Raw genomic sequence first — 20394 nt, 5'->3', positions numbered from 1 at the left:
GCGGCCATCTCGCGCCGGCTGGAAACCAGCGACGTGTCGCACCTTCGTTGCCGAGGTACCGGATCGTCGGGGGGTCCCCTCACCCCGCGTCGCTGCCGGCAGGTCAACCGTCGTGGCGACGCGTCGTCGCGTCGTCTGCCTGGCTGGTCGTCCATGGGTGCTGGAGTGGGGCTTGGAGGCGTCCGTCCGAGTCGGCGCTACAGCGAGCCGATCCGCTGCAGCCAGTGCAGGGACCAGTAGCCGGGGAGGACCGGTAGCCAGAAGGTGAGGAGGCGGAACAGCAAGGTCGCTGAGACCGCGACACCGGGGGCAATCCCGGCGGCGGTCAGGCCGGCGACGTACGCCAGCTCGACGGCGCCAAGGCCCCCGGGAGTTGGCGCGGCCTGACCCAGGGTGGAGCCGGCGAGGTAGACCAGCGCGACCGCGGAGTAGTTGAGGTTGTCGGCGGAGAATGCCTTGACGCTGGCGATGAGACTCCCGGCGAAGGCAGCGTTGAGGAGAAGGATTCCGCTGACACCCTCGACGACCTTCCAGGGGCGTTGTCCGATGGAGACGAGTCGCGGACCAACCTCAGTCAGGATGGGCCGCACGCGCCTGACGACGGTGCCACGGAGCGGACCGATCATCACCAACAAGCCGATCGCCAGTACGACGAAGACGGTGACGGTCGCCGTTCGCGAGGGAGCAAGGCGGAGTTGCGCCGACTGCCCCGCGAGCACGGCTGTCGCTATCAGGAGCACGGTGTGGGTGAGGAGGGCAAAGACTTGCGAGACGCCCACACTGGCCGCCGCGAGCGCCGGGTGCAGTCCCGACCTGCGCAGGTAGCGCACGTTGACCGCGACCGTGCCGACCGCCGGAGGTGACACGAGTGTGGCAAACCCGGCGGCCCACTGAGCGGCGAAGGTTCGCCCGTAGGAGATCGTCTCCGGCACGAAGCCCGACAGGGAAAAGGAAGCCCCAACGAAGGTGAGCACCGAGAGGAAGGCAGCCAAGCCGCTCCAACGCCAGTCCCCGGAGCGAAGCAGTCCGACCAGGTCCACGCCGGCGAGCTGGGACACGAGCAGGTAGGCGGCCAACGCGCCCGCGACGATCGTGACCACGGAGCGAGGTTTGAACCGTCGCAGGTCCAACGGTTCCGCGTCGCTGGTTGATGGCTGCAGGGTGAGCAGCTGATCGCGTATCGCGACGAGTACGTCCTGGTGCGCCTGGACGCGCCGGCGTGTCTCGGTTGAGAACGCGAACGGCTGCAGCGCAGGCAGGGCGCGAGCCAGCTGGTCGGCGCCGAAGGTGCGAGCCCCTGCGGCGACGGCGCGTTCGGCGTTGGTGAGCAACGTGGTCGTGCACAGGAGCTCGGCGAGGTCGATCCGCTGCTGAACATCGCTCGCGGCGATCGCCCCGTCATGGATACCTGCGAGCCATACCCGCCCGTCGTCGGCGCTGATGAAGTTCTCCGCGCTCAACGACCGGTGCACGATGCCCCGGGTGTGCAGCGTCAGCACCATCTGATACATCGCGTCGAGGTCCGCGTCCGTGACCTTTTCCGCCACCAATGTGTCGAAGGTCGCGCCGCTGACCTGGTCATAGGCCAGCAGCGTCGAGTCCGGCCCGGCCTTGCCCACTGCCAGCAGGCGCGGCACGGGCACCCCTGCCGCCGTCGCGGCCAGCGACAGTAGTGCGGCGTGTTCGGTCTGCCCCCGCAGGGACGACACGCCGGTCCCGGAGGGTTCGGTGCGCAGCCGCAGCTGTCGCCAGGCTGCGCCAGCCAGCCCGGCTCCTTCGAGATCGCGGTCGAACACCTGCACTCGCAGCCGGTCGCGGCTGTGAGTCACGGCTTCGTAGCGTCGGCCTCGCCCGGTGACGCTGCTCGCGGACAATCGCGCGACAGGCAGGCCGACCCGCCCAAGGGCATCGACCACCTCGGCGCCTGTTGGCTGCGTCGAGGGAGTGCCCAGCGCGTAACGGGTCGCGAGGCCCACGACCCAACCAGTGAGCAGGGAGACGACGATCTCGCTCGTCGTTGTCGAGCCCACCGCGAGCGCCATGACCGCCACCGCCCCGATCATCACGGAGGCGAACCAGCCCCACCGGCCGCGACCCAGCAATCGTGCGACGGTGACGAATGCGACGAGTCCCGCGAGAACCGGGACGAACACCAGGTGCCGGGCAGCAGGGACAGGGATGAACGTGATGCTAGGTCGGCCAGAAGCCAACGCGGCGGGCAATTGGTTCGCAATGAGTGACACCGCGACGGCGACCAGCAATGCTCCGAGCGCGTCGACGAGTTGGCGGGTCCGGCGGCCTAGGAGCAGGTCGATGGCCGCTGCGAGAGGCAGCAGCACGATCCCGAACCCGCCCACGACGTTGATCGCAAGGCGCAGGACGATCGGCAGCTGATTGCTCGCGTTTACCAGATCTCGGTCGACACCGACGGACGTCGCGGCGAAGTACCGAGCTGCGACGATAGCTGCAACGAGGGCGAGCGACGTCACGGCGAACCGGACAAGATCCAGAGGTCGACGGACTCGCACCGGGCCGGTGTCAGCTTCCACGACGGCCCTAGATGAAGATGATCTGAGCACCCTCGGTCTTCTCGATGAAGTCACTGGCGCTGATGATGCCGTCGATCTCGTCGTACAGATCGGCCTCGGTGAGATGGTTCATGTCCGCTGACATGCGGCAGGCCCACAGTCGACCGCCCGAGGCGACAATCTGGTCCAGGAAGTCGGGGATCTCGGGCGCTCCGACTCCTGCGATCGACGCCCGAAGCCGGGTGGTGGCATCTGCAGCGGACAACTGCTCGTCGCCTTCAGTTGGGCTCTCGACGGTCGAGGAGCTCTCCCACGAGGTCAACGTCAGGTTGGCCATGGTCTTCTTGTTGATCATCTCGAAGCCCCAGAATGTGAAGAACAGGTGCGTCTCGATGCCCTCGCCCAGCGCGGCGTTGGCGAGCACCAGTCCGGGGTAGGCCATGTCAAGGCTCCCCTTGGAACAGATGATCGCCAACTTGCGACCCGCAGCGGTCTCGCTGTCGAAGTCCGGGATGATGGCCGCGGCTGAGTCGATGATTGTCATCTCGGTCGTTCCTTCCCAGCCCGGCCCATCCGGGCTATCACCACTCTGACTCGCGTGCATGACGGTCCTGACCACAACGGGTGAAGCATCGATGAAGGTGCACGGCCGCCGAGTGGGCATCCACATCTGGCGGGGACTCGCTTGGACCTGTGACCGTGTGCGCGAGGTGTTCGGGTCCGCATCGCCCGCGAACGCGAAGGTCCCGACACTCAAGGTTGACGTGCCCGAGACACCTACTGCGGGCACGTCACCGTCGACCTCGTTCAACGGCCGCATCGCACGGCGGTGGACCACATGGCACGTGCGAGCTGATCGGCTGGAAGCCCAGTGGAGCGGTTAGGTGTTGCGACCAGCTGCGTTGTTGACGCGGCCGATGGGCGGGAGGCCGCCGAGGGCGGTGTGGTTGCGCTGATGGTTGTAGGTGTGCAGGCAGATCGGCAAGGCGTCGCCGCGGCCCTGTGAGTCGGCGAAGGGCCGGACGTAGGCCCACTCGTCGGCCAGGCTCCGGTTGAACCGTTCTGCTTTCCCGTCGGCCTGGGGTCGGGATTTTCGGTTGAAGCGGGCCTGCGCGCCCAGGGCATCCAGCGCCTCGTGCCATGCCCGCCCGATCCGGTAGGCCTTCGCGTTGGCGGTCATCACCCACTCGATGCGTGGGATGCCGAGAGCGGCGAAGTGCTCAGCTGCGCGGGGCAGGAACCCGGCGCACGTGGTGACCTCTCGTCCGGGTGGATCTCGGCCTAGGCGATCCCGGTCTGGTCATCGACGGCGCAGTGCACGAAGTCGTAGCCCACCCGGTGTCCGGCGTTCCGCTCGCGGCGAGCGGCGCGCGCCTGCTCGCTGTCGCGCCGTGGACCCGCCAGCCACCGCCGGGGCGGAGCTGGCGGATCTTCTTGACGTCCACGTGGACCAGCTCGCCAGGTCGGTCGCGCTCGTAGCGGCGGACCAGGTGCCCGGTCGGGCGGTCCAGCCAGGCAAGCCGGTGCATGCCGAGACGGGTCAGTACTGCGTGGACAGTGCTCGGGGCGAGCCCGACCAGCGGTCTGATCCGGGCCGCGCCGAGTTTGCGCTTGGCCCGCAACGCCAGGATCCACGCCTCGACCTCGACCGAAGTCCGGTGCGGCTGGTGCAACGCCCGGCTTGACCGGTCGACCGGCCCGGCGGCCCCGTGCTCGCGGTAGCGGCGCAGCCATTTGTAGCCCGTGGCACGGGAGACACGAGCTCCTTCACCACCTGGGCGACCGGGCGATCGTCCTCGGTCACCCGCCGGATGAGCTCGAGGCGGCCATAGACGGTCAGACGAGCGTTAGCGTGAGACACGAGACCTCCGTGGGGTGGGTGTGGTTCCTCGACAGCTCCACACCTCGCACGGAGGTCTCTCGCGATGAACCAGACGCGCCGTCGACGACGCTCACGGTCACTGGCCGCTAGGACTGCTGCCGATCGGCGTAGCGGTCCGGATCCGACTCGAACGCCGTTCGACAGGTGTCGCTGCAGAACATGAACGTGGTGCCGTGGTGAACGATCTGAGCGGTGTCCTTCGAGGGCTGGATCTGCATGCCGCACACGGGATCGGTGGTGGTTGCCATGGTTGTCTCCTGATCGACGGTCGAGAGGTGGGTCGTGGGCTCAGCTGAGCGAGTCGTCACTGGGTCCTTGTTGATCCTTGCTTGGGCGGAAGGGTTGTCCCTGCCTCTTTGGCGTTAGCGGATGAGTGCTCGTGAGGTGTCGCGTGCCCTCCGCCGCATCCAGCCCCGTGCGAACCTCCGGCGTGCGCCCCGTGCCGCAGGTGCATGGTCACCATGCCCCCGATCAGGAGGATCCAGAGCCAGTTGGCCGACAGGAAACTGAGCATGTCGATTCCTTCCCCGGGATCGGCAGAACTCGCCGAACCCTTCCTCGACTCGTTTGGCAGTCGCCACTCGAGCATGTTCCGGCGTGAAGGGCCTCCCCCTAGATGGCTAGGTGAGCACTGAGCTCGGCCAAAGACCGACGAACTCGGTCCCCGCCCGTCAACACCGCATGACACTCACCGTATGCGTGGCCCACGTCGATCCTGTGGTCATGCGATCAAGGATCGATGAACAACCGCCAAGGCGCCGGGAGCTTCCCGCGAATGGATGCTCACAACAATCCCCACCGTCGCATCGAGACCGAGCGACCGCGAGAACCCAAGCGCCCTCACCGGCAAACGCCGTCAAAGACGACCGGACCGACGGCTCACATCCCCGGGGCGGGCACACCTGCAAGCACCGACCCGGCGATCCTTGTCGTGGCTGACCTCGACAATCGGTGCGCCCTCAGGCCATCTTCACCTACGAGAGGTGGAGCCCGAGCCGGCGCCAGCGCCACGCGCTGACAGGAACGCTACGTACTCGAGCCCGGCACATGCGTGTGCCGGGCTCCAGTACGTAGGAGGAGGAAGTGGTGGACGTCCCGTGGGTCACACCAGACGGCCGGCGCCACTGTAGCGCTTGCCGTACCAGCCAGAGAACACCGAGTCGATGCGCACTCCTTGGCGCGGGTTGGTCGCACCGATCATGCGACCACCGCCAATGTAGATGCCGACATGATGAGCGCCCAGGCCGAAGAAGAAGACCAAGTCGCCGGGGCGTAGGGCCGAGCGGGCGACGCGCTTGGTGACCGCGTACTGCGCCTTGGAGTAGTGCGGAAGGCTGCGCCCAGTCGCCTTCTTGACCACATACAGGGTTAGGCCTGAGCAGTCGAACCGACGCGGCCCGGCAGACCCGGCCGCGTAGCTGGAGCCGAGCCGTGATCGAGCCACCCGTACGGCCGAGCTTCGGACTTGCGCGACCCGGGCTTCTGCGGCTTGCTGCGCCGACGTGGACCTGGCGATCGTCCTCACGACGACCGCGCGGCGGCGCGCTGGGCTGACCGCAGGCGCGATCGAGGCGGTCACCCTGGTGGTGGCGGCCGCGGACGCCTGCGCCGGGACGAAGGCAGTAAGGACACCGATGCTCAGAGCACAGGTCACGAGCCACGAGGCCGGACGTAGCCGGCTGCGGGGTGCGGACAGCACGAAAGGAGCTCCTCTCCACGCCGACCGGGTTAGCTGACGGGCTCGGGCAAGAGAGGTGCCCTACCCCGCACGATGTCGTGCGGTGATTCGCCCCAGGTGACTGGGTCCCCGGCTCACCGGGCTTGAAGGCTCGGTGATTGAGCGCGTCGCCCGAGTGCAGGGATCCGCACAGGCAGCAGACGACACCGAACCCTAGCCATGCCGCCAGCGGAACCGGCACGCGGCCTTCCGAATACCGAACACTCGCTCTTGGTCGCCGTCTGTAGAGGAGGTCAGCTTCGCGCTGCGCCAGTGGTGGCGAGTCAACCGCCCACCGAGGTCTCAGGGCGCCGGCCGACCTGTGCCAAGCCCCTTCGCATCAGGTGCGTCGATCTTCTGGGGCGATGTGCGCCTCACCGGGCGTTGCTGAGCCATTGCTGGCGGGTCGCCGGCATGCCGCTTGATCCGGCGGCTGTCTGGCGTACGGCGAGGACCTGGTGCACGGTGATGTTGCCGTGTTCGAAGGCCAGCGCGCAGGCCGCCAGGTAGAGCAACCATGTTCGCGCCCGGGCCTGCCCGACCAGTGCGACGGCTGCTACCCAGTCCTGGCTGAGGTTGTCGACCCAGGCGCGCAGGGTTCGGCCGTAGTGCTCGCGCAGCGCCTCGACGTCGCGGACCTCGAACCCAACCTGCTCGAGGGCGTCGAGGGTGCTCGAGAGCGGAACGACCTCACCGTCGGGGAAGATGTAGCTGTCGATGAATCCTGGGGTGGATTTCGACGATGAGGGCAGGGACCGCACGGAGGCGATGGCGTGGTTGAGCAGCCTGCCTCCGGGGCGGAGCTGGTTCATCAGGGTCTGGGCGTAGGTGGTGAGGTGGGTGCGGCCGACGTGCTCGGACATACCGACGCTGGAGATTGCGTCGTAGGGTCCGTCGGTTACGTCGCGGTAGTCCTGCAGCCGGATCTCCACGTGGTCGTCGAGTCCGGCGTCGTGCACGCGCTGTCGGGCCAGAGTGGCCTGCTCCTGGCTGACTGTGACTCCGACGACGGTCGCGTCGTAGAGCGCTGCGGCGTGGATGGGGAGGGCGCCCCAGCCGCAGCCGACGTCGAGCAGGCGCACGCCCGGTCGCAGCCCGAGTTTCTCGCAGACGAGGTCGAGCTTGTCGCGCTGGGCGTCCCCGAGGCTGTAGTCCGCGCTGGTCTGCTGGGTCCAGTAGGCGCAGGAGTAGACCATGCTCGCGCCGAGCACGAGGTGGTAGAAGTCGTTGCCGACGTCGTAGTGGTGCGATACCGACGCGGCGTCGCGGGCCCGGCTGTGCACCGGCCCTCGCCGTCGCCGGATCTCCTCCGCTGGTGGCACCGGCGGGAGGCCGATCGCACCGAGCTTGCTCGCGGTGCGCACGGCCGAGAGCCTTTCGCGGAGGTTCAGTCCGATGCTCTCGTGGTGGGCGACGCGGTCGATGACCTCGGGCAGGTCGAGGGCGGCGAAGATGTCGCCCTCGAAGGCGAGGTCGCCTGAAACGTAGGCACGGACCAGCCCGAGCTCGTTGGGCGCCCAGAGCAGGCGGCGCAACGCACGCGGGTCTGCGAATGCGATCGTGGCTGGGGCATCCGGGTCACCGGCCTGGGACCCGTCCCAGCACCGGATCCGCAGTGGCACTGGCCCGCCGAGTGCCGCTGCGAGAACCTTGGAGATGTCCACGGCGGCGCCCCCGATCGCAGAACCGCCTGACTGGTCGTGGTCCGTCCCCGGTAGGGCTCGGGTCATGGTGGGCGCTCCGTGGGTGTTCGTTGGGTGGTCAGCGACTCACGAGTCTTGGATTGGTACTGGAGCCAGAGGTGGAGGGTCACCGGCCCGCGAGGGGATGCAGTCGGGTGCCCTCCACCGCTCCCAGTCCTCGTGTTCGCGTTGCTCGGGGCCAGGGGGTGGTCCCCGGCGTGGGCGAACGTGGCCGGGCTGTGCGCGTCGCCCACCACGGCGACGTCGAATCTGTCGGGTCAGACCCTGGCGTGCTCCCCGATCGCGGGTGCGTCGGCGAGGTGCTCCGGGGTGGCGGCCTGTGGGTGGTGGTTGCGGTGGCCGATTTCGGCGATCCAGTGCCACCAGGAGATCCGCTGCTCGAGGTAGTAGTCGACGCTGAACCGAGACGGTCCCTGGTAGTAGGCCAGGCAGAGCAGCAGGGCGAAGACCAGCGAGTAGATGATCGCGGTGCCGATGTCGGCTGAGCCCGAGGTGTACGGTCCGCCGAAGCCTTCTGCGGTCCCCCAGATCAGCAGGCTCAGCACGATGGCGCTGAGGTAGGTGAGCTTGCGCGCGAATCCGAAGATCACCGCGAGGGCGATGCCGGTCTCGAGCACGGCGACGAGATAGGCGAAGAACGCGGGGTTGGGGTGCTGCAGGTTGATCCAGAAGTTGAACCAGGGGTCCAGCCAGGTCGGCTGTCCTTCGGACTGTCCCATGATGGTGTCCATGTAGCCGTCGCGGAAGCCGGGCAACCACTTCAGCACCGCGTCGATCAGCCAGATGAGCCCGAAGATCACGCGGAACGCGGTCTTCGGCCACTGCACATCCAGGCCAGTCGCCTCGGGCGCGACGGTCGAGGTCCTTGCTGCTCCGGTGGTTCGTTGGTCGTGCATGGTGCCCTCCCTGATGCGGCACCAGCCTGGGATGCCGATGACCGGATCGTCTCAGGACCACCAGGATGAATCGATGTTCGACCGGTGAAGTTCCCATGTAGGTCACCGACTTCGGGGGCTCTACCGAGCGTCAAGCGCGGGCTTCGTCACGTCACATCGGTGCCAGGCCGGCCAGCTGGACCAGCGCTGCGGACAGCCGGGCTGCGGCCTCCGCAGCGATCGGGGTCAGCGCCTCGTTCCCTGTCACCGTCACCATGGCCTGCGGATCGAGCACGTCGACGGTGGTGGACGCGTTGTCGCGGTAGCGCACGACGACCGTGCACGGCAGCAGCACCCCGGCAGCCGGTTCGACCGTGAGAGCCGCGTGGGCGAGTGTGGGCCGGCACACCCCGAGGATGTTCTGTGGGTCGAGGTCGACGTCGAGCTTGGCCTTCAAGGTGGCCTGCAGGTCAATCTCGGTGAGGATCCCGAAGCCGTTCTCGGCCAGCGCTTCACGCGTTGCGCGCAGCGCCGGGTCGAACGCTCGGGCCACGGTGATGCTCAGCAGGTGGGACATGGACGGTCATCCTTTCGAGCTCCGCCGTCGTGCACGCCCGAGATGCCCGTGACGCGGCAGGTCCGCCCCGGACCCGCCTTGGCTGGCTCTGCGCTGACGGCGCCGCGGTTCGCGTGCCGTCCTCGGGGGACGTCACCGGACCAGTCCGGCCAGCGTCACTTCGGCGAGCACCACGGCGCCAGTGAGGGCCAGCATGACGACCCGCCCGTGGGCGGTCCGACGCGGCAGGTCCCGCAGCGGGAAGAGCAGCTGACGCCCGAACATGTATGCGGCGATCATCGTGAGGAAGACCCCGGCGGAGGTGGACGGGCCGGCGATGACGATGAGGACCAGCGCGGCCATCCCCAGGGTGCCGGCCACGGCTGAGTCCATGAGCTGCACCGGGATCCGGCGGATCCCCACGCTCCGGTTCGAGCTCCACAGTCCCCAGCGCGACGCGGTGGGGCGACCGGCGCAGCAACCACCGAAGAAGCAGCCGAGCCGACCGATCGCGGCGCCGAAGAGCAACCCGGGGGCGGTGACGTCGAGTACCTCACCCAGCGGCAGCCCCCCGATGATGGAACCGACGACGACCGTGGTGATCGCCGCCAGGACGAACCCCTGCAGCGACATGCCCACCGTGAGCAGGCTGCGCTTCTCCTCACGGTGGGTCAGCAGGTAGTAGACCTTGGCGCCGATGACACCGAGCAGGCAGGCTGCCACACTGATCGCCAGCAGCCTCGCCGCGGGCAACCCGTTGTGCGACGCGAGGAATGCTTGGGTGCTCACGCCGACCAGTGCGCCGAGCGCCACCATCGCCGGCCAGGCCCCGAGCCGCACCCCGGGGGCCCGGACCCGCACGACGGGCGCGAAGACCGTCGTGCCGACGGCGCTGCCCCGAGGGAGGCGTCGGACAGGTCCGGGAGCGACACCGAAGCTGGCAGTGGCGGTCACCTGCCATTCGCCAGGCACGAGGTCCAGGGCGTGCGCGGTGACCGCGATGCGACCCACGCCCGGCAGGACGGGATCCACGCTTGCGTCGACGACGAATGTGTCGTCTGCCCCGGGGGTGCCGGCCGGATGGACCCGTCGTCCGATGAAGCGGACGTTCAGCTGCGTGCTCGGCCCATCCTCGGGTGCATCGACCCAGTAGGTCAGCCCGAGCCCGTGAGGTTCGGCCTCGGCGAGGGCGCCGCACCCAAACGTCGTGATCTGCAACACTTCCGCTGCCACGGCGGCCGCGGGTCGCGGATCGCGGACCGCGGGCTCCACCCGCGACGCAGACTCCTGCAGCCCAGTTCGGGGTGGCGATGTTGTGGTGGCTTGGGCGGCCAGGGTTGCAGCGAACGGCGCCAAGGCCCGCTGCGACACCGTCTCCGGTTGGGGTCGAACCCGAGACTGTGAGGCGTGGCCTTGTCGCTTGGTGCTCATCGGTCTGGGCTCCCGGGTGGATTGCGTGTCGTACCGGAGCCGGCGGGGTGCGCCAGCTGCTCGGCCCTGAGCTGACAGTGGACATCACCAGACGACGCGGCCGCGAGGCTGCGCGCGCAACAACATCGAACCTTCATCGATCCCTCGTCAGATGACTGGGAATCGGGGCGCAGAGTGAACGTCGCGGCCGCCCCGAAAGGGGCGGTCGTCAACTTGCGGATCCCACCCCGGCCCGGTACCGACCAGTGCCTCCGACGTCGAACCCACCCGACCGCCTGAACACGCCCTCGCGACGTCACCCCGCGCCGTCAGCCTCGATCACGGCACGTCTGGCCCATCACCCGGCATCGCGGCGGAGTCCCCGAGGCACGAGTCCACCTCCGAGCTCTTCGCGTCCGGGGACGACGCAGGCCGGGTTGGGCGGATGAACACGACGGCCGCCACACCGCCGAGCAACGCGAGTGCGGCGTTGACGGCAAATCCGACGCCCAGGGCGCCAGCGAACACGGCGCGCTGGCCGCCCGTGATCACCGTGCCGCCGGGCCACCCGACAGACACGATCGTCCCCATCACCGCAACGCCCAGGGCGAGACCGAGCAGTCGCGAGACTGTGACGGTGGCGCCACCGATCCCGGTTGACCGGGTGGGGACGGAGGACATCGCGGCGGTGGTCGTCGGGCTCGAGGCCAGGCCGAGACCCAGGCCGGCGATCAGCAGGGCTGGGAGAACGTCGCGAACTGTGGATTCCGGGCCGATGCGTGACAGCAGCAGCAGCCCTACCGAGACGAGCCACAGTCCGGTAACGATGGGTGTCCGGGGCCCGGTGCGGTCGGCGAGGCGTCCGGCAAGGGGTGCCACGATGGCGATGAGCGCGGTGAAGGGGAGCAGCGCCAGACCTGCCGACAACGGTCTGAGCAGCATGCCGCGTTGCAAGTAGAGGGCGAGGAAGAAGAACAGGCTGCACATGATCGCCAGGTTCAAGAGCCCCAGCAGATTGCCGGCCGCGAAGTTGGGCAGGCGAAACAGCGCGAGGTCGAGCAGCGGGTTCTCCGCGTGGCGTTCCACCGCGATGAACGCCACGCTCGCGACTGCAGCCGTGCCGAAGACTGCCCAAACCACGAGCGAGGCCCAGCCGAGGCTGGTGGCCTGAGTAAGTCCGAGAACTAGGAAGGACAACGCGGTGGCTGAGCTCAGCAGCCCAGCGATGTCCAGGCGGCCACGGGGCACAGTCATCGCGTCGACGGGGAGCACCAGCACCGCGACGAGCAGCAGCAGGACTGCGAGCGGGACGTTGACCAGGAAGATGGATCTCCATCCGAAGACCTGCGTGAGCACGGCACCGATAAGGGGGCCGGCCGCCACGGCACTGGCTGAGACCCCCGCCCACACGCCCAGAGCCGCACCGCGACGTCCCGGCGGGAACGACGTCGTCACCACGGCGAGGGCCGCAGGCGCGATGAACGCGGCACTCATCCCCTGCGCTGCCCGCAGGGCGATGAGCAGGTCACCGCTGGATGCCAGACCGGCTGCCAGTGACACGCCCGCGAACGCGGCGAGACCCGCACAGAGGACTCGACGGGCCCCCAGCCGGTCGGCGAGCATCCCGCCCCACAGCACCAACACGGCGAACGCCAAGGAGTAGATGTTCACGACCCACTCGATCCCGACCAGTGCCAGCCCGAGCTCCTGACCCATCCGCGAGAGGGACAGGGCCACGGCCGAGTCGTCCAGCAGCACCAGGAACGAGGCCGCGGACGCAAGACCGACCGCAAGCCACGCCCGGCGCCCCGCTCCCCTAGTCATCGTTGGCGACCATGTGACGCATCGGGCACCGGGTCATGCGCCGAGCAGGCTGCTGGGTCGACTGCCCCCGGGCCGCGGAGGGATAGCGGGGAGCCGGCGTCAATGACGCGTTCGGCGCCGTCCCGCCATACGCGCTGGTCGCCAACGCCGAACGCTACGACTGTGGGCGCTGGCCGGAACCGACCAGCACGCCACTCGTCGTCACCTCCACATCGCGGTGATCGTCGGCCCCTCACGCCGCCTCAGCAACTGACGAAGAGGGAGCGGGGGCAAGCCCGCAGGCGCACGCCACCCGCCACGCGGCCTCCTTCGCCCGCGCGAGCTGTTCGGCCAGCGCTCGGCGCGCCGCCCAGCCCGCTTCCCTGCGACGCAGCAGGCGCTCGAGCCGGGCCAGGTCCTCCTCCCCGACCGGGAGCCCGAACGCTGCGCAGACCATCCGGGCCAGGTCCGCCCGGTAGTCGTGCCCACGAGCCACGAATGTGCCGGGGACGACATTCACGGCGTTGAGCAGGTCGACCCCGGTCGCGAGGAATGTCGTCAACGGGTACCACCGGGTGAGCTGCGGCACGCCGGGTGGCCGCTGCGCCGCGGGCCCCAGCCAGTCCGGTTGCTGCACCAGGAGGGCCGGCGCGAACCGGGTGACCGGGTCCTCGGGGTGCGAGAGCAGGAAATAGCGGTGACGGTCTCGGTCGTGCGGTCCTGCGGTCATCCAGTCGTCGTGTGAGGCCACCTCGACGATCTCACCGGCGGGGTCCGCGCGGACCGGGGCGGCCCGCCACTGATGGGCCCATTTGCTGGTGGCAGGTGTGCCGAGGAACAGCGCCCTGTCGACGCCGGCTCGGTGCAGTCCACCTGTTCCCTCGTTGAGGAATGCGTCCTGAAGTGTCTGCGCACCGAGGGACTCCCCCAGGGCGACCAGCCGGGGACGTTGACCGCGCGGTATCGCGGCCAGGCGCCATTTCAGGGCGTGGAGCAGCGCCCGATTCTGCTCGCGTCCGATCGAGACTCGATCCATCGAGAGGAAGGAGGGGCGTAACGAGTACTGCAGGGCGACGGTGGCGCAGTCGCCTCGGGTGAGGTACTCGAGTGTCTCGACCGCCACGTAGTTGACGTACCCGCTCCCAGTCGGGGAGACCAGGCAGATCACCGAACGCTGGAATGCTCCGAGCCGCTCGAGGTCTGCCATGACCAGGTCGACGCGCGCGTCGACGGTGGGCGCGGAGGCAAGTCCTGCGTAGGCGCGGATCGGCAGGGAGATCTCATCGAGTGGGACTGCGGTGGCCTCGGCGATCTCCTGCCGGGTCATCGCCATGTTCACGAAACGGACGCCTTCACGCGACAGGGTGCTCCACTCGATCGACGAGGACGGCCCGCCGCTGACGGTCTCACTGGCAGGCCGGGCGGCGTAGGCCGCCTCGACACCGGCGCCGAAGAACTCGGCGCGGCGGATCGCGAATCTGAGCCCCGCGACAAGGAGACCCCCGACCGCGGCTAACGACACCGCCCGTCCCAGCAGCGTCGCTTCGGTGCCGCTGGCCGGGAGGGCCCGACGGGCAGCTGCCGTCACGCCGCGCGCGAGCCCGGTGTCGGCGAGGGCGATCGCGTCCAGGGTGACCGCGACGGCAGTGCCTAGCGCCAGGATGCCGCCACGGGTGGGCGCGGGTCGACCTCGATCCCGCCGGTGCGGGTCTGACCTGCCGAGTTGCTCGCCAGCGGGTCGATCGCGGGCGGCAGCGACCCGGGGTCCTGGGTGCGGTAGGCGCTTCTGATCCGCCAGGTCGCGATGCCCACTCCGACGAGCCGTGCCCCGCCCGCTGCCGCCACGCGCAGCATCGGGCCGTTGTGACCCCGTCTGATCGCGACCTCCGCTGCCGCGTCAGCGGCGTCGACGAGCAGTCTGGCTGCGCCCACCGCCACCATGCGGTGCACTGCCGTGCGGGCTACTGCGCGTCGTAGCGGTTCCCCAGCCCGGGGACTCAGCAGCCGACTCGCGGCCGCGCCGGTTCCGACGAGTGCCACCGTGGAAGCGATCCGGGGGCCCGGTCGGGGCCGTGCCGCAACTCGACCGCCTGTCACGATTCGCGTGACCGCGGCCGCGAATGCCTGCGACACGAGGACCAACCCGTACTCGGCGGCGCCGACCACCCCGGTCAGGATCGCCTGGTCGGTGACTCCTCGCGGCATCAGACCCGGGGCGAAGCTCGATCCGAGGGCGGCGGTGGCCACGAGCACGGCGGTGCGCCCGGCGGCGTCCCCGCCGGTCAGGTGCTTGACGGTGACCTGACGGAGTCGTCGTTTGTCCATCGCGGTGCCGCCCTTGACCGGGATCAGGGGAGCTTCCAGGTGAAGACCGTGGGACTGCCGCCCGCGATCACGGTGAGGACGACAGGCCCGGTTGCCTGGCCCGACCCGGCGAAGGTGAGGGTGCCGGTGCGGTGGTGACCGCCCGGTGGATCCCCGGCCCAGGTGGCGCCACCCCAGGCGCGGCCGTCGACGGACAGCGTGGCTTTCCCGGCCATGTCGTCGCTGAGGTCGATCGCGTGGTTGCTGAGCTCCACGGTGAAGGACGCTGCGGTCGAGGTGACCTTCGGGTTGCTCACCGTGACCTCGACTGGTCCGGCAGTCGCGGTCGCGTCAGGCAACACGGACCCAGTCGGGATGGACCCCACGGGGGGCTGATTCGTGCCCGCGTGAGCGCAGCCGGACAGCGCGAGCGCGACGCCGGCAGCCACCATGGCGGTACGGGCGACGGCCCGGGTCAGGGCACCCATTGAGGGCTCCGCTCGTGGTCGAGGGCCGGGACGTCCGCGGCCACCGGAGCGACGGTGCGCAAGGAACGGGCGAGGATCGCGATCGCCGCGATCGTGATCGCGAGTCCCCCGAGCATGAGCGGCCGCTGGGCCGTCGTGACGATGGTGGCCACACCGGCTGCACCGACCAGGGGGAGCAGATCGGTGACGTGATGTGCGCAACACGCGACCATGCCGAGGGTGGACACACCTGTTGCGACGAGCGCCGGCCCCGTCGTCCCGGCGGCGCCGCGCCGTCTGCGGCGCAGCTCGATCAGGAGTGCGACTTGGACGGCGAACCCGGCGGCAAGCAACCCGAGCAGCCACCCGTCGCGGCGCACCTGGTCGAGTAGGTGCGAGGGCCCGGCGAGCAGGCCCACGGTCACGGCGTACACGGCGATCCAACAGGTCGCCGCGAGAACACCGATGCGCATGCTGCGGAATGTCGGCATCACTGCTCCTCACGGCTTCGTCGCGTATGGGTCAGGGTCTGCGGTCGGAGAAACGGTATTCGGGTCTGGTGCGGGCGCTCAGGACGCCAGGACGGATTCGACCTGCGTGAGAAGGGCGGTCGGGTCCAGCCACATGGACGGGTACTCGCCGTACCACCGCTGCATGCCGTTGCTGTCGATCAACACGAAACTGTGCCCGGGGAGCCCGGCGTGCATGCCCTTCCCGAGCGTGCCGTACTCCTGGGACACGGTGCCGTCGTCGAGCAGGAACGGCGTCGTGACCTTGTTCGCGGCCATGTCAGCGAGGATCTGGTCGCGGCTGTTCATCACCACCGGCAGCACGGTCACGTTCGCCTTGTCGAACGCAGCCTTGTCGGCCTCGATCTTGCTCATCTGTAGCAGGCACGCCTGACAACCGGCGCCCTCGCTGAAGTACAGGACCACGTTGCGGCCCTTGTATTCGGCGAGGGTGACCGTCTTGCCGGCGGTGTCGGTCAGGGTGAACGGGACAGCGACCTTGGAGTTGGCACCGACGCTCGGGCGGCTGTTCAGCATCGCGTACCCCAGCAGCCCGGCCACTACGAGCAAGCCGACGCCCCAGAAGGCGAGGTTGCGAAACCGGCGCCTGCGGGCGTCCCTGGTCTGCTGCTCCTGCAGCGCCTGCAGCTTGGCGTTGCGTGCCTTGGCCGCGGTTGCGTTCGTCATGATGCCGACTCCTTGTCGAGCGTTGCACTGGTCGGGGTGTCATCGCCGTGGCAGCCCACGTGCGGGTCGCTCGCCTCGCCGCCGGGCGGGGTCTCGGTGCGACGTCGCAGGGTGGCGACGACGAAGACAGCCGCGAGACCGAGCAGGGCCGCACCCAGGATCGGTTCCGGGATCGGGGCGGTGAAGTTCTCAATGCGGCGGAAGACCCTGGCCAACCAGTCCCCGACCGCGACCTGCATGCCCGGGCCGCTCGTCATGGTCCCCGACGACGCGAGGCGCAGCACGAACCCGCCCATCACGGTGAAGGCGATCGCGACGATCACGTTGATGGTGTTGGTGTTCAGCGCATGCCCCTTCGGCAGGCGGATGGTGACCGGTCGGGCCTGCAGGAAACGCTTGCTCCCCAGGTCGAAGCGGTCCCACGCGAGCGCCATCACGAACAGGGGGAACGTCATGCCGAAGACGTAGGCGAGGCCGAGGACAGCGCCTCCGGCCGCGGACCCGGACAGGGCGGACAAGGTCATCACGCCGGCGAGGACGGGTGCGCAGCACGCGGACGCGACTCCGGAGAAGACGCCGAGGGCGAAGAAGCTCGCCGAGTCACCGCGACGGGTGTCCGGGGCGGCGATGAACGACGGCAGCGCCCACATCTTCCCGGTCAACGCCCACACCGCGAGCAGCAGCATCAACAGCCCGCCGATCACGTAGAACACTGCGTGATACTGCGCGATGGCGCCCGAGAGCAGGCTCATTCCGAGCGTGATCGGGACCATCACCGCCGCCAAGCCGGCGGCGAAGACGAAGGTGAGCGGCAGCAGCCGCCAGCGGCGGTTCTTCACCGCAATTGCCAGGTAGCTCGGCGCCAGGAACACGATGCAGCAGGGCGCGAACAGGGCGACACCACCGGCGAAGAAGGCTGCCAGCACCGATCCGGTGGTCAGCAGGTCGTTCATGACGCGGTTCGCGCCTGGGCTGCACGGGCGGACAGCACCGCGCGGAGCTTTCCTCGCGGCAACCGACCCGCACTGAGGAACTGCCCGTCGACGAGCACGAGGGGACTCATGCTGGCGCGGAACTGCTGAGCAAGACGCAGACCCTCCCGACTCCGCAGGTCGATGCTCCTCACCTGGATCGGGAAGTCGTGACCGATCTCCTCGAGCGCGTCCTGCGCATCGCGGCAGAAGTGGCACCCGGAGGACACCACCAGGGTAATGGTCGCGGTCGTTGTCCCGGTGATGGGTGAGGATGTCATGATCACAGCGTCGACCGGCTGCGTCGAGGACTGCCGGAGATCCCATGAACGTTCGGTGAAGACCTTCCGGTCCGACCCGGTGCCGTCCGCCGGCCGCCTGCGCCTGAGGCGGCAGCCGGCGCGCTCCACAGGGCGGCGCGGCTGGTGAGGGCCGTGTCACGCCCGAGTCATGGCGGGTCACCGCCGCCTCTGGCGCGGTGCGCTGAACGGCCACGGGCCGTGGCTGGAATACTTCCTACTAGCTGAGGACATCGGCGCGTTGGTCGGGGGTGCCCGCCAAGCGCGGTGGAGCGCGATGTGACCCGTCTTGGTGTCAGATCGGCCTTGGGGCCGGCAGTGCGGGAAGTGCCACGGTGAAGGTTGACCCGCGGTTGAGCCCCGAGCTGGTGACAGTGAGCGAACCTCCGTGATCGGTGATGATGGCGCGGGCGATTGTCAGTCCCAGTCCGCTTCCCGACCCGTCGTGCGTCGCCCGGGACGGGTCGACGCGGTGGAATCGCTCGAAGATTTGGGCGAGATGGTCGTCGGGGATTCCTTCGCCGTCGTCGGTGACGGTGATGTCGGTGGTTCTGCCGGTCGTCTGACGGACCGCGACGGTGACGTGTCCGCCCACGGGGGTGTGCCGCAGGGCGTTGTCCAGCAGATTCGCCAGGACCTGTTGGAGCCGCTCGGCATCCGCCGTGACGACCAGCCCCGTTGGTGAGTCCTGCATGTCAAGGCTGACCCCCTTGGCTAGGTAGCGTGGCAGTGCGGCGGCTACCGCGCTGGTTGCTGCCTCAGCGGGGTCGAGGTCGGCGAAGGAGAGGTTCAGAGCGTGCTCGTTGGCTGCTGCCGCCTCCCGCAGGTCCGTGGCCAGGCGGCGCAGACGGGACACCTGGGCGCGCATCGTGGTGTACGCAACTGGCTCGGCTTGCACGACCCCGTCCTCCAGCCCGTCGATATAGGCCTCGAGGGTGGCCAGCGGTGTGCGCACTTCGTGGGCGAGGTCGGCCAACAGGCGTGTGCGCGAGCTCTCGGTCTCGGCCAGCCGCGTCGCCATGTGCGCGAACGAGCTGGACAGTTGCTGCAGCTCGCTGCTGAAGACAGCATCGGGCACGGTCACGTCGTAGTTCCCCGTCGCCACGGACTCCGCCGCGGCGGCAAGTTCCTCCACCGGGCGGGCAAGTCGGCGCACCAGGAACCAGGACACCAGCCCTGCTGCGATCAACGACACCGCCGTGGCCACGCTGATGGCCACCGCGAAGGACGAGGCGAAGGCCTCCTCGGCGTGGTGGGCCACGTTCGGTGAGTCCCCGCCGATCTCACCCAGGTGGGCGTGGAACAGGCCTGGCGCGACCAGTGCAGCGGTGACCAGCAAGGTGATCGCACCGACGGCAATGACCAACGCCTGGGCCGTCATGAGCCGGGTGGCCAGGTGGGTCCGCCGGGTGCTCATCCCGTTCCCATGCCATACCCGACACCGCGGACGGTGCGGACGTAGCGCGGTTCAGTGGCGTTGTCGCCGAGCTTGTGGCGCAGGTGCCCGATGTGGACATCGACGAGGTGCTCGTCGCCGTACCAGTCACTGCCCCAGACCTCGTCGATGAGCTGGCGTCGGGTGAAAGCGGCGCGTGGGCGCGCGGCAAGGGCTGCGAGCAGGTCGAACTCGGTGCGGGTCAGGTCGACGGGTTCACCGGACGCCGTGACGGTCCGTGCCTCCTCGTCGATGACCAGGTCACCGATCACCAGCTGAACGTCGGGCGTGGTCGAGGCGGCTCGGGGGCGACGCAGCATCGCGCGCACACGCGCGATGAGCTCGCGCGGTGAGAAGGGCTTGACGAGGTAGTCGTCAGCGCCCACGGACAGACCGACGATCTTGTCGAGCTCCTCGTCGCGCGCGGTCAGCATGATGATGTAGGCGTCGGTGAACGCGCGCACGCGACGGCAGACCTCGACCCCGTCGAAGCCCGGGAGCATCACGTCCAGCACGATCAGATCCGGTCTGTGCAGCTGGGCCATGTCCACGGCCGTCGGGCCGTCGTGGGCTTGGACGACGGTGAACCCTTCGCGGACCAGATAGCTCGCGACGATCGCAGCGAGGGGTACCTCGTCGTCGACGACTAGTACAAGCAGGGGGTCAGCCATTCGTCGGGTCCCGTCGTCGCTGGTCAGTCCGTGAACGGCAGGTTACCGGTGGTCAGCCTCGTGTCCCCGGAACGGGAGGCGCCTGGTCCACCGAACGCCCGTCCATGACGCGCCTGAGGTGCGCGTACTCCTCGGTGTCGATCTCCCCAGACGCCAGCCGCTGGTCCAGGGTGGCACGCGGACTGGTCATCGTGGCTGTTGCCGTGTGGTCCTTCACGGTGAGCCGGACCACCGCCCAGACAGCGAGTCCTGCCACCGCGACCCAGAACACCATCATCACCGACATCGCCAGCCAGCCGTCCCATCCCCACGCGTTGTCATCCCAGAACATCACGGTCAGCTCCTCTCATCGGCCGTGCTCCTGATCGCAGTGTTGCTGGCCGTTGTGGAGATCGTGCCGGGGATCTGATGAAGAGGGGGTCAAGGCCGGGGGTCTTTGAACCGCCCCGGGATTGATGGAGGCTCTCAAGCCACGGGAGGCTGGGAGTCATGGCAGCACCGAGGAAGTACCCCGACGAGCTCCGCGAGCGTGCGGTCCGGCTCGTCCTGGACGTGAAGGACGACGCCGGCTCGGTCT

At 68.9% G+C, this 20394-nt stretch carries 18 protein-coding genes and 2 pseudogenes; all 20 read right to left on the bottom strand.

The window, feature by feature from the left end; translation table 11 throughout:
- Window positions 1-197: 197 nt before the first annotated feature.
- The 20 genes and pseudogenes from GC157_17745 to GC157_17650 all read right to left on the bottom strand — a co-directional run bounded on the left by GC157_17745 (window position 198) and on the right by GC157_17650 (window position 20151).
- Window positions 198-2489 (bottom strand): hypothetical protein, encoded by a 2292-nt coding sequence (locus tag GC157_17745; protein MBI1379299.1) that lies wholly within the window; start codon window positions 2487-2489, stop codon window positions 198-200.
- A gap of 67 nt (window positions 2490-2556) precedes the next feature.
- Window positions 2557-3072 carry a hypothetical protein gene (locus GC157_17740; protein ID MBI1379298.1) on the bottom strand — a complete coding sequence of 172 codons (516 nt, stop codon included), beginning with the start codon at window positions 3070-3072 and terminating at the stop codon, window positions 2557-2559.
- A gap of 336 nt (window positions 3073-3408) precedes the next feature.
- Window positions 3409-4389: pseudogene (locus GC157_17735) on the bottom strand (IS481 family transposase).
- A gap of 107 nt (window positions 4390-4496) precedes the next feature.
- Entirely contained in the window at window positions 4497-4658 is a 162-nt protein-coding gene (locus GC157_17730) for a YHS domain-containing protein (GenBank protein MBI1379297.1), read from the bottom strand.
- Window positions 4659-5512: 854 nt separating this feature from the next.
- On the bottom strand, window positions 5513-6109 hold the full coding sequence (locus GC157_17725; GenBank protein MBI1379296.1) for a hypothetical protein: 597 nt from the start codon (window positions 6107-6109) through the stop codon (window positions 5513-5515).
- A 392-nt stretch (window positions 6110-6501) separates the two neighbouring features.
- Window positions 6502-7857 (bottom strand): methyltransferase domain-containing protein, encoded by a 1356-nt coding sequence (locus tag GC157_17720; GenBank protein MBI1379295.1) that lies wholly within the window; start codon window positions 7855-7857, stop codon window positions 6502-6504.
- A 230-nt stretch (window positions 7858-8087) separates the two neighbouring features.
- Entirely contained in the window at window positions 8088-8726 is a 639-nt protein-coding gene (locus GC157_17715; GenBank protein MBI1379294.1) for a DoxX family membrane protein, read from the bottom strand.
- 151 nt (window positions 8727-8877) lie between these two features.
- A complete protein-coding gene (locus tag GC157_17710; protein ID MBI1379293.1) occupies window positions 8878-9282 on the bottom strand; it encodes a DUF302 domain-containing protein in 405 nt (134 codons plus the stop codon).
- Between the two features lie 132 nt (window positions 9283-9414).
- Entirely contained in the window at window positions 9415-10692 is a 1278-nt protein-coding gene (locus GC157_17705) for a diacylglyceryl transferase (GenBank protein ID MBI1379292.1), read from the bottom strand.
- A gap of 318 nt (window positions 10693-11010) precedes the next feature.
- Window positions 11011-12495, bottom strand: coding sequence for an MFS transporter (locus GC157_17700; protein MBI1379291.1), 1485 nt, complete (start codon window positions 12493-12495; stop codon window positions 11011-11013).
- A gap of 232 nt (window positions 12496-12727) precedes the next feature.
- Window positions 12728-14062 (bottom strand): hypothetical protein, encoded by a 1335-nt coding sequence (locus GC157_17695; GenBank protein ID MBI1379290.1) that lies wholly within the window; start codon window positions 14060-14062, stop codon window positions 12728-12730.
- Between the two features lie 62 nt (window positions 14063-14124).
- Window positions 14125-14328, bottom strand: coding sequence for a hypothetical protein (locus GC157_17690; GenBank protein ID MBI1379289.1), 204 nt, complete (start codon window positions 14326-14328; stop codon window positions 14125-14127).
- Between the two features lie 494 nt (window positions 14329-14822).
- Window positions 14823-15095, bottom strand: coding sequence for a hypothetical protein (locus GC157_17685; GenBank protein MBI1379288.1), 273 nt, complete (start codon window positions 15093-15095; stop codon window positions 14823-14825).
- 158 nt (window positions 15096-15253) lie between these two features.
- Window positions 15254-15736 (bottom strand): hypothetical protein, encoded by a 483-nt coding sequence (locus GC157_17680; protein MBI1379287.1) that lies wholly within the window; start codon window positions 15734-15736, stop codon window positions 15254-15256.
- A gap of 78 nt (window positions 15737-15814) precedes the next feature.
- A complete protein-coding gene (locus tag GC157_17675; protein MBI1379286.1) occupies window positions 15815-16441 on the bottom strand; it encodes a redoxin domain-containing protein in 627 nt (208 codons plus the stop codon).
- Window positions 16438-17394 (bottom strand): cytochrome c biogenesis protein CcdA, encoded by a 957-nt coding sequence (locus GC157_17670; GenBank protein ID MBI1379285.1) that lies wholly within the window; start codon window positions 17392-17394, stop codon window positions 16438-16440. Before GC157_17670 ends, GC157_17675 begins: the two co-directional genes overlap by 4 nt.
- Window positions 17391-17693: a glutaredoxin gene (locus tag GC157_17665; GenBank protein MBI1379284.1), complete on the bottom strand. Its 303-nt coding sequence runs from the start codon at window positions 17691-17693 to the stop codon at window positions 17391-17393. The genes GC157_17670 and GC157_17665 overlap by 4 nt, the downstream gene beginning before the upstream one ends.
- A gap of 313 nt (window positions 17694-18006) precedes the next feature.
- A complete protein-coding gene (locus GC157_17660; protein ID MBI1379283.1) occupies window positions 18007-19128 on the bottom strand; it encodes a HAMP domain-containing protein in 1122 nt (373 codons plus the stop codon).
- Complete coding sequence (locus tag GC157_17655) at window positions 19125-19817, bottom strand: response regulator (GenBank protein ID MBI1379282.1); 693 nt, start codon at window positions 19815-19817, stop codon at window positions 19125-19127. The genes GC157_17660 and GC157_17655 overlap by 4 nt, the downstream gene beginning before the upstream one ends.
- Before the next feature lie 124 nt (window positions 19818-19941).
- Window positions 19942-20151 (bottom strand): annotated as a pseudogene (locus GC157_17650) (SHOCT domain-containing protein).
- Between the last annotated feature and the right edge of the window lie 243 nt (window positions 20152-20394).

It is taken from the genome of Frankiales bacterium (assembly GCA_016125335.1).
Lineage (GTDB): Bacteria > Actinomycetota > Actinomycetes > S36-B12 > CAIYMF01 > Longivirga.
Note: the sequence above shows the minus strand (reverse complement) of the source record. Positions and strands in the feature narration are given on the sequence as shown.